Source organism: Undibacterium sp. Ren11W (genome assembly GCF_049340485.1).
Taxonomy (GTDB): Bacteria; Pseudomonadota; Gammaproteobacteria; order Burkholderiales; family Burkholderiaceae_D; genus Undibacterium.
Genome location: NZ_JBMPPB010000017.1, coordinates 1 through 12318, shown reverse-complemented (window position 1 = coordinate 12318; position 12318 = coordinate 1). Strand labels below are relative to the sequence as shown.

The 12318-nt window shown below is 51.6% G+C and carries 9 protein-coding genes and 2 rRNA genes; 8 read left to right on the top strand and 3 right to left on the bottom strand.

The features are described from left to right. The 4 genes from rrf (ACO0K8_RS22230) to ACO0K8_RS22215 form a co-directional block, all read left to right on the top strand. Positions 1-102, top strand: a 5S ribosomal RNA gene (gene rrf, locus ACO0K8_RS22230); the annotation flags it as partial. A 158-nt stretch (positions 103-260) separates the two neighbouring features. Beyond that, positions 261-373, top strand: a 5S ribosomal RNA gene (rrf, locus tag ACO0K8_RS22225). A gap of 162 nt (positions 374-535) precedes the next feature. Beyond that, complete coding sequence (locus tag ACO0K8_RS22220) at positions 536-1807, top strand: sensor histidine kinase (protein WP_422948846.1); 1272 nt, start codon at positions 536-538, stop codon at positions 1805-1807. A 13-nt stretch (positions 1808-1820) separates the two neighbouring features. Beyond that, positions 1821-2612, top strand: a complete 792-nt coding sequence (locus tag ACO0K8_RS22215) for a LytR/AlgR family response regulator transcription factor (protein WP_422948845.1) — start codon at positions 1821-1823, stop codon at positions 2610-2612. Positions 2613-2776: 164 nt separating this feature from the next. Here the strand turns inward: ACO0K8_RS22215 and ACO0K8_RS22210 are convergent, their stop codons facing one another. The 3 genes from ACO0K8_RS22210 to ACO0K8_RS22200 form a co-directional block, all read right to left on the bottom strand. After that, the gene (locus tag ACO0K8_RS22210; RefSeq protein ID WP_422948844.1) at positions 2777-5200 is read right to left on the bottom strand and encodes a sensor domain-containing protein; all 2424 of its coding nucleotides are present in this window, start codon (positions 5198-5200) and stop codon (positions 2777-2779) included. After that, on the bottom strand, positions 5197-6489 hold the full coding sequence (locus ACO0K8_RS22205) for an HD-GYP domain-containing protein (protein ID WP_422948843.1): 1293 nt from the start codon (positions 6487-6489) through the stop codon (positions 5197-5199). The genes ACO0K8_RS22210 and ACO0K8_RS22205 overlap by 4 nt, the downstream gene beginning before the upstream one ends. Positions 6490-6918: 429 nt before the next feature. After that, positions 6919-9072, bottom strand: a complete 2154-nt coding sequence (locus ACO0K8_RS22200; RefSeq protein WP_422948842.1) for a S46 family peptidase — start codon at positions 9070-9072, stop codon at positions 6919-6921. A gap of 247 nt (positions 9073-9319) precedes the next feature. Here ACO0K8_RS22200 and ACO0K8_RS22195 point away from each other — a divergent pair, with 247 nt between their 5' ends. The 4 genes from ACO0K8_RS22195 (at position 9320) to ACO0K8_RS22180 (ending at position 12092) form a co-directional block, all read left to right on the top strand. After that, a complete protein-coding gene (locus ACO0K8_RS22195) occupies positions 9320-9694 on the top strand; it encodes a hypothetical protein (RefSeq protein WP_422948841.1) in 375 nt (124 codons plus the stop codon). Positions 9695-10013: 319 nt separating this feature from the next. After that, positions 10014-10367, top strand: a complete 354-nt coding sequence (locus ACO0K8_RS22190) for a CZB domain-containing protein (RefSeq protein ID WP_422948840.1) — start codon at positions 10014-10016, stop codon at positions 10365-10367. A 345-nt stretch (positions 10368-10712) separates the two neighbouring features. Beyond that, positions 10713-11522, top strand: a complete 810-nt coding sequence (locus ACO0K8_RS22185) for a transporter (RefSeq protein ID WP_422948839.1) — start codon at positions 10713-10715, stop codon at positions 11520-11522. Between the two features lie 105 nt (positions 11523-11627). Beyond that, entirely contained in the window at positions 11628-12092 is a 465-nt protein-coding gene (locus ACO0K8_RS22180) for a glycine zipper family protein (RefSeq protein ID WP_422948838.1), read from the top strand. Positions 12093-12318 lie beyond the last annotated feature (226 nt).

Genomic DNA, 12318 nt, shown 5'->3' with positions numbered 1-12318 from the left:
TAGCAAGTCGGTACCACCCCTTCCCATCCCGAACAGGACCGTGAAACGACTCCGCGCCAATGATAGTGCTGCAACCAGTGTGAAAGTAGGTCATCGTCAGGCTTTTATTAGAAAACCCCTCAACAGAATACTGTTGAGGGGTTTTTGCTTTTTGTGAGTAGTGTGTATTTGTATTAGTGATACCAGCTCAGGATAATTTACCCAATTCGATTTTTTGCGATTCACAATTTAGCGTGATCACAAGTAATCAACCAGTCATGCCTGATGACCATAGCAAGTCGGTACCACCCCTTCCCATCCCGAACAGGACTGTGAAACGACTCCGCGCCGATGATAGTGCTGCAACCAGTGTGAAAGTAGGTCATCGTCAGGCTCTTATTAGAAAACCCCTCCGCAGAAATGCCGAGGGGTTTTTGTTTTTCTGCACCTATACTCCGCAGCGGCCTATTCGTCGCCGTAGGATTCGTTCCATCGCAAACTAGCAAAGCGGCAAAGTGATCGCTTAAAATTGTTTGAATTCTCAATGGTGCCCCTTATGTCAGAACAAGCTCTTCCCTCAGAGGTCGCGCTACAAAGCGAAACCTGGCTGACCCGATATCGCAATTTCGCCGTTTTTTCGCGGGCCTGGTATCGACATCGCAGCTATGCTTGGTCGGGCATGGCATGGATAGGCTTTTTCACGTTGCTCGCTATTTACTGCGTGGCGCGATGGGATATACGGATCTTCCTGGCCTATTCGCTGCCATTTTTTATTGGAATTCATGCCCTGGCAATGACAGGTTCAGGGATGGCGACGTGGGTGCGGCAGCAAAACTATCCGGTATCGAAAGAAGCGGTGTTACTTAGCGTCGCCTTGTCGCTCGGTGCTGTGTTCAGTTTTCTTATTTTTGAGAGCAGCCGTTACACAGCTAGTTATCTGGCCTACGGTGATGGGAGGCTAGAGATTACTCTGAGCGACCTCAAGCATAAGAGCTCGAAATTTGAACCCCAACTCACACCTGCCGAGTTAGCCACCGTGAGCTCTAAGGATGCCGTCAATACCCAATCTCTTGCCATGTTTAAGTTGGCCGTTGATGGTGTCGTGACGATGGGGGTATTACTGCATATGGGCAGTGGATTCGATCTCTGGATTTTTTTCAGACAACGTAAAAAGCTACTCGCTTCTTTGCAGAGGGAGGAGCTCAAGCGCGCCCTAGATGCCCGACGTGAGGCTGAGCTCAGATTATCGGTGTTGGCAGCGCAAGTAGAGCCGCACTTTTTGTTCAATACCTTGGCCGGTGTCAGATCGGCGATTTTGACCGAACCTTTGCGCGCCACGATGATCGTCGATCATCTAGTCGATTATCTACGCGCCAGCATTCCGCAGATGCGTGGTGATGGCACTGCATCGCAGGGGCGTTTGGCGCAACAACTAGAGGCCGCACGCGCTTATCTGGGATTGATGCATGCCCGAATTCCCAGACTTACTTTCAGCATTAGCAGCGAAATCGAAGACGCGGCTCTTCCGCCCTTACTCTTGATCTCCCTGGTAGAAAATGCCGTCAAACATGGTGTTGAGCCTAAGATAGGGCCAGTCCATATAGAGATCTCCGCACGCAGCTTTGTTCAAAATGAAGAAACACTTTTGGAGGTGTTGGTGTCGGATAATGGGGCCGGTTTTTCCGGCAGTGTTTCGGGTAGCGGTATCGGCTTGGTGAATATCCGCGAGCGCCTGGCGTCCACTTATGGCACTAGCGCTAGCCTGAGCTTGAAGTCGCTAGCGCAAGGCGGAGTCGCCGCCATCATCATTTTGCCATTTGCCAGCTAACAAGGAAACTTTTATGAGCACAGCCATCATCGCCGATGACGAAGATTTGCCGCGTACCGAACTGCGACGTATGCTGCAACAGTATTGGCCAGAACTACAGATCATCGCCGAGTGTGAGCATGGCCTCGATGCTCTGGAGGCCATCCACACGCAGCAACCGGACATTGCCTTCCTAGATATTCGTATGCCGGGGATGTCGGGTTTAGATGTCGCGCATGCCGTAAAGGGACGTTGTCACGCACTGTTTACCACGGCTTACGACAGCCACGCGATTGACGCATTCGCGGCTGGCGTCATCGATTATTTGCTCAAACCTATCGTTGCGGAGCGTCTCATTGAGGCGATCGCGCGTTTAAAAGAGAGAATAGCGGCTAAAAATATTCAGCAGAAAACCGAACAGTTGGCCAGCAGCGACCCGCGTCTTGAGTTGAATAAAATGATGCAGGAGTTAGACAAGCGCTTGCGTCATACGACAACGGAAAGAATACGCTGGATCAGTGCCAGCGTGGGCGATACCATTAAGATGTTTCCGGTGGATAAAATTCTGTTTTTTAGTTCCGACGAGAAATACACACGCGTAGTCAGTAGTGATGATGAAGCGCATGTACGTAAGCCGCTGAAAGAATTGATCGAGGGTCTCGATCCCGAGGTGTTTTGGCAAATCCATCGTGGCGTGGTGGTCAGAGCCGATGCGATTGCGCGTGCGCAGCGTGACCAAATGGGCAGAGTCACGGTGGAGCTGCGCGGCAGCACGGAAATACTTAAGGTCAGTTTAGCCTATGCCTGGCGCTTTAAACCTATGTAAAACTGGTGCATCTGTAGAGGGAATTTCTAAAAAACCCATTTTTTTATTTCGAGGTTTTTGGAATTTCCTCTAGACGCTTGCGCAGTATCCATGCGCTTCTTCAAGCCAAATGCTGCGCTAAGGCGCATGGATACTGCGTATTCGCTTTTTATTTTCAAACGGTATTACGCGCAGCGGGCAGCTTTTGCTGCGATCGGCAAGTAGGTTAGTTCAAATTCGCTGGCGGATAAGGCGGGAGAGTAGAGGAAGCCTTGTAGTTCATCGCAGTTAAGCGTCTCTAAAAATTTTCTTTGCTCGTCTTTTTCTACCCCTTCCGCAATCACGCGCAATTTCAAGGCGTGTGCCAGACTGATGATGGCAGTAACGATGGCGATATCGCTTTCGTCACCGGGCAGATTCATGACGAAAGAACGGTCGATTTTCAATTTGTTAATCGGAAAACGCTTTAGATAACTAAGGCTAGAATAACCGGTACCGAAATCGTCGATAGACATTTTTACGCCCAGCTCGGCTAATGCCTGCAAACGTTTCAGAGTTTCTTCGACATCGCGTATCAAAATAGATTCGGTCAGTTCCAGCTCGATACGGTTAGGCGGTAAATTTGCCTCCTGCAAAGCCAGAGCGATGTTTTCAACAAAATCTGATTGTTGAAATTGCAGCGCCGAGACGTTCACCGAAATACTTAGTTGATGGTTTTGCTGATGCCATAACGCCGCTTGTTTAATCGCCGTGTGCATCACCCAATTTCCAATCGCCACGATGACACCGGTTTCTTCGGCAATCGGAATAAAGCGAGCCGGGCTAACCTCTCCCAAATCTTTATCGTTCCACCGCAGTAAAGCTTCAACGCCAAACAAGCGGTCGTTATCGAGATTGACTAAAGGTTGGTAGTGCAGGCGAAACTGATTATGTTCCAGAGCCTGGCGCATCGCGTGATCGATCTTCATGCGTGACAACAAACCGATATTCATTTGACGCTGGTAAAACCGAAAATCAGAACGGCCTCTTTCCTTGACATGGTACATCGCGCTATCGGCGTTTTTAACCAGCTCATCCATGCTCTCGCCATCTTCCGGATAGAGCGCGATGCCTATGCTGCTGGTGACCGTAAAATGCATGCCATCGATAGTGAACGGCGCTTTCAATTCTTCCAAGACCCGACGTGCGCAGATTTCGGCACCGCTGGCATCAGCCTGATGCAACAATAAAACAAATTCGTCACCGCCAAGACGGGCCGCGGTATCGACCTGGCGTATACAATTTTTGAGCCTTTCGGTCACCTCAATCAACACTCTATCGCCAAAATGGTGGCCCATAGAATCATTGATTTGTTTGAAATGATCCAGATCTAAAAACAAGACAGCGAATCTGCTGTTGTTACTGCTGGCGTAATTGATGGATTGCTTAATTCGCTCGCTAAGCAACAGACGATTTGGCAAGCCGGTCAGCACATCCGAAAACGCCAGCTCTTCGATTTTTTTATTCGCCGTGTGGCTTTCTGTTCTGTCTTTGAAAAAACCAATGTAGTGGATGGTTTTGCCATGTTCATCCTGCACCCGCACCAGAGAAATCATGCACAGGTAAGCATGTCCATTCTTGCGCCGATTCCACAACTCTGCCTCACAATAGCCTTGTATATCGAGTCGTTCCAGCATCAGTTGAACTTGCTCGGCGTTACTCGTTTCGGAGAAAAAATCGCGCGGCGTCTGGCCCAGCATTTCGCGTTCTGTATAGCTGGTTAAGCGTTCAAAACTAGGATTAGTGGTGACAATTTTTTGCTCAGCATCTGTAATGAAGATGGCATCGGTACTCGATTCAAACACCTTTGACGCCAATTGTAAGCGCGCCTCATTGGCAAGTCTAAGCGTAATGTCGCGATACGAATAAACCCGCCCTATCGGTCGGCCGCGCGCGTATTGCGGTAAGGTGACGCGCTCTAATATTTTGCCTGAACGCAGTACCAGGACATCGGTCGCTTCCATCAAGGGCGAGCGGCGTATGGTGCCCAGACGCTCGCTATAGTGCGTCGCATCGACCATACAACGATCCATCCAGGCATAGATCGCCGCGTCGTCACGTTGCGTGAGTAACTCTTCGGGTAAGCACAATAACTCGGCAAAAAGATGGTTATAACTGCGTATTGCACCGTCCAGATCGGTCACCAAAATACCATCTGCGGTCGACTCTAACGTGGCGCGTAATTCTGCAATCAGTTTTTCTAGTTCATTTTCAACCTGCCGTTGTTGGCTGTGATCGCGTATCGCCAGCACAAACAAGGTGGTATTTAAATCTATCCTGACCAGTGTCACGCGCCGTTCCACTTGTATGACGCTGCCGTCGGCACGCTGCAATAATGTTTCTGAAAAAATGTTATCCGATAAACCGGCCGCCACATCTTCCCAAAAGAAAATATCCTCGGGCGCTGCCGCCAGTTCAACCACAGGTTTGTTCACTAAACTAGTGTCGCTGACCTTGAGCAAATCGTGCGCCGAGCGATTTGCAGCCACTATCCTAAGCTGGATAGGATCAATCAGCAGCACCGCTTCTAGCATGCCTTCTATCAGCGCCTGCCATTGTGGCGTTTTCATGAAACCGCTCCGCTCACCGGTAGCTCCATGCCACGTTCAAAAAAGTAGCACAGACGTTTGCGTGGTGATAAATAATCGTATGCTGCTTTTGGCAGTTGTAGCGGTTTCATGCTGCGCCGTATGCCAAGATTTGGCTCTTGCTCAAGATTGATGACCAGCGCGTCTTCGCGCGGTATTTCTGGGTTGTGGATGACTACTTTGGGCTTGATCGGTCTGGCCGAATTCATGGCCACTACCAGCGCATAGCGCTCATCGGTCAGTTGCACCACCGAGCCCGGCGGATACACGCCCATCATGCGGATAAATGCGGTCATGGTAGGCACATCAAATTGCGCCTTGAATTGGGTAAACACCTGCGACAAAGCCTCATGCGGCGTCACCGCCATGGCCGGATTGCCGGGATTGCACAGATTGTCGTAACGATTTGCCAAAGCCACAATGCAGCTCAGTGGCGACATTTTTTCACCGCGAATCCCACTCGGGTAGCCGCTACCATCGCAATGTTCGTGATGCTGCGCGATCAATAGGAGGGTGCCGGGGCTGAGCTCCATCCTGCGGCCCATATTTAGCCCATGCAGCACGTGGCTTTGGTACAACTGCTTTTCGGCGATGCTATATTGCTCGTCTTGCCAGCGTAGCCTATCCGGTAACTCCATTTTTCCTATGTCGTGCAACAAGGCACCCATGCCCAAGTCCAGCATTTGTGGCTTGCTCAGTTGCAGTGCTTTGCCGAGTAATAGCGAAACCACAGTCACATTCAGCGAATGCAGTGAGGTTTTTTCACCGGCTTTTTCGGACAACAGACGTATCGCGGCTTCTTCTTCTCCTAGTACTCCCGCCAGAAAACCCTGTATCAAGGTCTGCGTCTGTTCCTTGGCAAAAAGCGGTTGTGTATGGACGAATTCGGTGACCTGTTTAAAGGTTTGCGTGGCCAATCCAAACTGGCGCTCACAAGCGAGCAGACTCGTATGCTGGCTAGCGAGCATCTCACGCCTTAAGCGCGCCTCTGTCGCTTTGGGCGATTCGCTGCGGGCCGGGGCCGGGCTATCGCTCGCAGTAACTGCGTTGGCCGCGGCCGCATTCGGATTGCCAGCTTCCGCGCTACTTTTTTCAGGTGAATAGCGTAAGCGCTCTAAGCCCAAAGAGCGAATGATGCTGATCTGTTCTTGAGTGCGAATCTGAAAGTTATTTACAGGAAACGGATGATCCATCCAGCCCATGTCGAGGAACACGAACATACCGATACGTAGCCTTGTCACTTCAATAAATTGTGTCTGGGTATCGGTCATAGCGCTAGTAGGATTGAAGAAGGCAAGCTGAAAACTGCTTAATAATTTTGCAGCATACTTTGCAGCATACCTCTGCCAAAAACATCATTCTAAACAATTACTTTGAGTATAAGCCTAAATGTCATCACTCATGCCTTAAAGATATTTTTATCTACTGCGTTGGGGGCAAACATTTTGTGGTATTTCTATGCGTAACAATTGCCAATCACAGCGGCAACTAGCAAACGCTAACAACATACAAGAAAGAAGTTTGACTTAGCCAGGTCTTGCGAAGCGGGAGATCGCTTACCTTCAAGCATAGGTGAAATTGCGCGATTTGCCCAATTGCATCGTTCGCTCAATGTCCTCTGCCAACGCGCATATTCTATGCGGCCGACAGCGGCACCTGTCCTCTAAGACAGGCCCGCTGTGCGTCTTGCAGGCAGGTACTTATTTTTTTAGCGTGGTGGCCGGATATTTCACCGTCATTTCCTGAAGCAGATTGTCGGCATGATCGACTTCCTGCATCACCCACAACATGTAACGGATATCGACGTGGATGGCACGGGTGATCTGCGGGTCAAAATACCAGTCTTTCGTGATCGATTCGTAAGTCGAATCAAAATTAAGACCGATCAGTTCACCGCGCTTATTCAGCACCGCCGAGCCCGAATTGCCGCCGGTAGTATCGGCGCTGGATAAAAAGTTGACCGGCACGCTGCCTAACGCCGCATCCTTAAACACGCCATAACGCTGCTGCTGGATGGCCGCCAGCAAATTGGCCGGTGCATTGAAAGGCGCTGTGCCGCTGTGTTTTTCGGCGATGCCTGCTACTGTGGTGAACGGGCCTTTCGTGATGCCGTCGCGGGGCGAGTAGGATGCCACATTGCCGTAACTGACGCGTAGCGTAGAGTTAGCATCCGGATACACCGGCTTGCCTTGCGATTTTTTCCAGGCGATTACCGCTCGCATGTATTGCGGAATCACGCGCTCCAGATTGCCATCGACTTCTTTGCGGCGGTTCTCCAGGCTGATTGCCGTCTCTTGTAACTGCACTGCCAGACGGATGAAGGCGTCATCCGATTGGCGGAAGGCTGCTGCATCTTTCTCCAACCAGGCCAGGCGTTGGGCGGTATCGGCCAATTGACTGTGCTGATACAGCGTGTCTAGCTTGGCTGGCAATAAACCATCCAGACCGCTAGGATGGCTGGCCGCAGGCAGTGCCTGGTAGCGTTGTAAAGCGGCCGCATAGCGGGCCTGATCGACGCTGGCAAGCAAAGATTGCTCGAGGCGGCTAAGGCGTGCCTTGATGAAAGAAACATCGCGTTGCTGATAGCCCGTTTCGCGTTCGGCATCCGGTTTGCTGCGCTCTTGTGCCAGTCGGTACAGGCTGCGCGCGCTTTTCAGTAGATCGCTATGGTTCGCCACTGACCAGGCAAATTCTTGTTCGCTCAACGCCATGTCGCTGGCGATCACGCTATCGAGTTCACTGAGTAAATTTGCCGCCGCCGCGTCTTGTGCCGGCTGTTGCTTGAGCCATTGGCGGAACTCGGCATCTTGCAAGTCCTTGATGGCGGCAATATCTTTGCGCGCAAAACCGGCCAGCAAGCCCTGAGTTTTCTTTAAGCCATTTTGCAGACCCTTGGCCACGCTGGCATAGCGCACCTCGGCATTCGCATCACCCTTGGTGGCGGCCGCGATCACGGCCAGATCGGCTTGTAATTCAGCGACACGGGTCGGGAAGTTGAGGTCACGCGCATAGCGGATCTCGCTCGCTAATTTGTAGCGACTGGTGCGGCCAGGGTAGCCCGCCAGCAAGATCGCATCGCCGTTTTTTAAACCCTGCGCCGAGACCACCAGAAAATCTTTCGACTTATACGGTACGTTGTCGGCCGAAGGTTCGGCCGGACGGCCATCCTTGCCGACGTATGCGCGCAGAAAGGCAAAATCGCCAGTGTGGCGCGGCCATTCAAAATTATCCACTTCGCCGCCAAAATTGCCTATCTTGTCGGATGGCGCATACACCAGACGCACGTCACGTATCATCATCTGACGGATGCGATAGTACTCCAGCCCGCGATGAAAACTCGGTACCGAGCAACGATAAGCCGCATCTTGCTCGCATTCGGCAATCAGGCTCTTGATACGATTTTCCACATGCTCATGACGGGCGCGCCCAGACATCGCCGGGTTGATGCCCTTGAGCACTTGGGCCGTGACGTTTTCGAGGCTATCGGTCACATATACCAGGCTGCTGGGGCCGGCTGGTAATTCGGCGGCGCGCGTTTTGGCCAGAAAGCCTTCGCTAATGAAATTGTGCTCGGGACTGGAGTTGCGCTGCACCGCCGAGTAAGCACAATGGTGATTGGTGACGATCAAGCCGCTGTCTGAGACAAACGAGGCCGAACAACCACCCAGCGAGACCATCGCGCTCATAGGATGCTTAGACAAGTCGGCGAATTTTTCTGCAGGAATGCTAATGCCTACGCGTTTTAATTCTGCCTTAAGTTGCGGTAACTGATGCGGCTGCCACTGGCCTTCATCGGCACTGGCGCTAGCTGCTGCAACGAGCAGGGCGAAGGGAAAAGCGAGGGACTTGAGCAAACGAAACTCCGTGATAAGTGGATAGGGGGCGATGAAAGCGCAGGGCGCTAGATTCAGGGCAAGCAGTCTTAGATGCTCAATTGCAAGAAAGGTTCCTGGCTAAACGCAATTTATAAGCTGCCAGGCTTGCCAAAATAGAGACAATAGTAAAATATTTACCAACATTTTCGCTCGCATAGAATAAAGTGAGTTCAGCGGCGCATACCTTGATGTCAGCCGTGCCTAACTATCTCAACAGGAGTTATTCATGAAAACTGCAAAAATCTTACTCGCCGTATTGACGATGAGCGTCTTCTCCGGTGCTGCCCTGGCCGACAGCGGCAGCCCCAAAATCCATGACGGCGTACTGGTCAGCGACAGCGGTATGAGTCTGTACACCTTCGATAAAGACATGGCAGGCAGCGGAAAAAGTAACTGCAATGGACCTTGTCTGACGCTGTGGCCAGCCTTGCCAGTACCGACCACACTACCGGCCGGCAAGTATTCGGTCATCACACGCGATGATGGCAGCAAGCAGCTAGCCTATGACGGCAAGCCCCTGTATCTGTACGCGGCCGACAAGCAAGCCGGTGAGCGCAACGGCGATAATTTCAAGAGCGTCTGGCACCTGGTGAAAGAGTAAACGCCAGCGATTTTGGTTCAGCTCGCCATAAACAGCGAGCTAGCCAAGATCGCTAGCGCACTCTGCCAGCACCCTGGCCCAGCGTTTTTCTCACACATAGTTAAGCCCTAGCCGCGCGCGCATATCCCATGCGGGTTTGCCGGGTGGCAGGCTGGTAAGCAGCATGCACACTAGGTGAGCGGGCAGGCTGGCTGGAAAGCCGTATGGACTATGCGCGCTGGCCGCTTTGTCGTTTTGTGTTGATAACAGCGGGTAAATCGTTGCGATCAGAAATTAGCGGGCGTAATATCAAAAGACCGTCAACCAAATGGAGATCAACATGGATTTGAGTCTAGCCGTTGCCAAACATGTAGAGTGGAAAACCAAACTACGTAGCGCCATCATCAAAAAAGAAACGCTCGATGCCGCCAGCATTTCTGCCGATAATTGTTGTGAACTGGGGAAATGGCTACACGGGGATGCCAAGGCTAAAATGAGCGGTTTGGCTTCGTACAAAGACACCTTAAGCAAGCACGCAGTATTTCATAAAGAGGCTGGAAAAGTAGCCAGTGCCATCAATGCGCAAAAATATGCGGAAGCCGAAGCCATGTTAGGTGCAGGCACCGCCTACGCCGCCGCCTCCAGCGCGGTGGGTGTCGCCATCGGCGCTTTTAAAAAAGAAGCCAAGCTATAAACTCGCTGCAAGCGCCACCCCGTTGTGGCGCTTGCCTGGCATTTCTGCCAAATATTGTCGCTTACCTACCTGAAGTTCCTCTCCAATTTTTTAGCAGCTGCCCGCTCGCGCATAGTCCATGCGGGTTTGCGGGCAGGCAGGCTGGTAAGCCGCATGGGGTATGCGCGAGCGGTTAGGATGGCTGCAAACCCTGATGGGCTATGCGCAAGCACCTGGGTATATTTCACCACAAAGCCGTTTGCGCTAGTTCAAAGAGTCGCATCTTTTTCAGGGTGTTGCCATATTTTCAAAGTATTATTGGCGATCATATTTCACCTCAAATCTGTCCCGGTTCCTGACCAAAAAATGAAAAACCCATCTACTATTTACCCCGGCTTAGTCGGCATCCTGGCCGGTCTGTGTAGTTTTTCTGCCTTTGCAGAGAGCGATGAAGAGCTAGCCAAAAAAGCGCTCAATCCGGTGGCAGCGATGATCAGCTTGCCGATACAAGTCAACTACGACTCAGATATCGGCCCGGCTAAAGAAGGTACTAAAACCCTCATTAATATCCAGCCAGTGATTCCTTTCTCTATGAATGAAGATTGGAATCTGATCTCGCGCACTATCCTGCCTTTGGTCGATCAAAAAAATGTGACGCCGACTTCCGGCTCACAATCGGGTGTCGGCGATATTGTGCAAAGCGTTTTTTTCTCACCGAAAAAAACTACGGCGAACGGCTGGATTTTAGGTGCCGGGCCGGTCTTGTTACTCCCTAGCGGCAGCAATGAATTTAGCGCTAAAAAATGGGGTGCTGGCCCGACTATCGTCGCCCTCAAGCAAGACAGCGGCTGGACTTATGGCGTGTTGGCGAATCACCTATGGTCGTTTGCGGGTGATGCCGAGCGTGCCGATATCAGCGCCACTTTCGTCCAGCCATTTTTGTCGTACACGAATAAAAGTTACCTGACCTTAGGCCTGAATACCGAATCTACCTATGACTGGAAATCGGAAAAATGGCTGGTGCCGCTCAACTTTACCGCGACCCAGATGCTGAAAATCGGTGGTCAGCCGCTGACACTCACGGCCGGTGCGCGCTACTGGGCCAGCACGCCCAAAGGTGTAGGGCCAGAAGGCTGGGGTTTCCGTCTGGCGCTGACTTTATTATTTCCTAAATAAGGCCAGCGATATAGCCTAAGCTGGGAATTGTTGTGTGTTTTTCTTGATTTACTTTATCTACGTTTTCACTGACATTTTACGGAGCTAAACAACATGAAAATCAACATGCAAACTTCCCCATATCGTCTACTACTGAGCGCCTTGCTCATCACTTTCAGCCTGGCTGCCAGCGCCCAGCAATATGTGTATCCGGCCAAAGGGCAAACGCCGGAGCAGCAAAGCAAGGATGAAACCGAATGCGGCACATGGGCCACACAACAAACTGGCTTTGATCCAAGCAAACCGCCACCTGCCCCAGCACCCGCGCCGGCCAAAACCCGTAGCGGCGGCTTAGTCAAAGGTGCAGCGGTCGGTGCCACGGTAGGGGCGATTACTGATAAGGATGTCGGCAATGCCGCCGCCACCGGTGCCGTAGTCGGCGGTGTGGCGCGTCATGCAAAAAACAAGGGCGCGCAACAACAAGCCGCTGCCACCCAACAACAAGCTAACGATCAGCAACAGGCGCTGCAACAGAACCATCAAAAAGCCCGTGTCGCCTGTTTGGAAGGGCGCGGCTATAGCATTAAATAAGACGATTTTCTGCTAATGGGCTGTTGCGCAATAGCCATGCGGGTTTCCAGCATGCCACCGCGCTCACGCAGTGTCTATGCGCTTGTCCAGCCTGCCACTCCGCAAATGGAATGAACACCTTCCACCCGGATGAAAGAGTAACGGCAGTGTAATTGGGCAATAGTGAGAGAAAAAAGGAAGGATTCTCACAACCCAACGGCATCGATGTGCCAAAGTGGAGCTGTAA

Bases quoted from the DNA above. Each gene is read 5' to 3' on its own strand.
- ACO0K8_RS22220 (WP_422948846.1), top strand. From the start codon at position 536: ATGTCAGAACAAGCTCTTCCCTCAGAGGTCGCGCTACAAAGCGAAACC.
- ACO0K8_RS22215 (WP_422948845.1), top strand. From the start codon at position 1,821: ATGAGCACAGCCATCATCGCCGATGACGAAGATTTGCCGCGTACCGAA.
- ACO0K8_RS22210 (WP_422948844.1), bottom strand. From the start codon at position 5,200: ATGAAAACGCCACAATGGCAGGCGCTGATAGAAGGCATGCTAGAAGCG.
- ACO0K8_RS22205 (WP_422948843.1), bottom strand. From the start codon at position 6,489: ATGACCGATACCCAGACACAATTTATTGAAGTGACAAGGCTACGTATC.
- ACO0K8_RS22195 (WP_422948841.1), top strand. From the start codon at position 9,320: ATGAAAACTGCAAAAATCTTACTCGCCGTATTGACGATGAGCGTCTTC.
- ACO0K8_RS22190 (WP_422948840.1), top strand. From the start codon at position 10,014: ATGGATTTGAGTCTAGCCGTTGCCAAACATGTAGAGTGGAAAACCAAA.
- ACO0K8_RS22185 (WP_422948839.1), top strand. From the start codon at position 10,713: ATGAAAAACCCATCTACTATTTACCCCGGCTTAGTCGGCATCCTGGCC.
- ACO0K8_RS22180 (WP_422948838.1), top strand. From the start codon at position 11,628: ATGCAAACTTCCCCATATCGTCTACTACTGAGCGCCTTGCTCATCACT.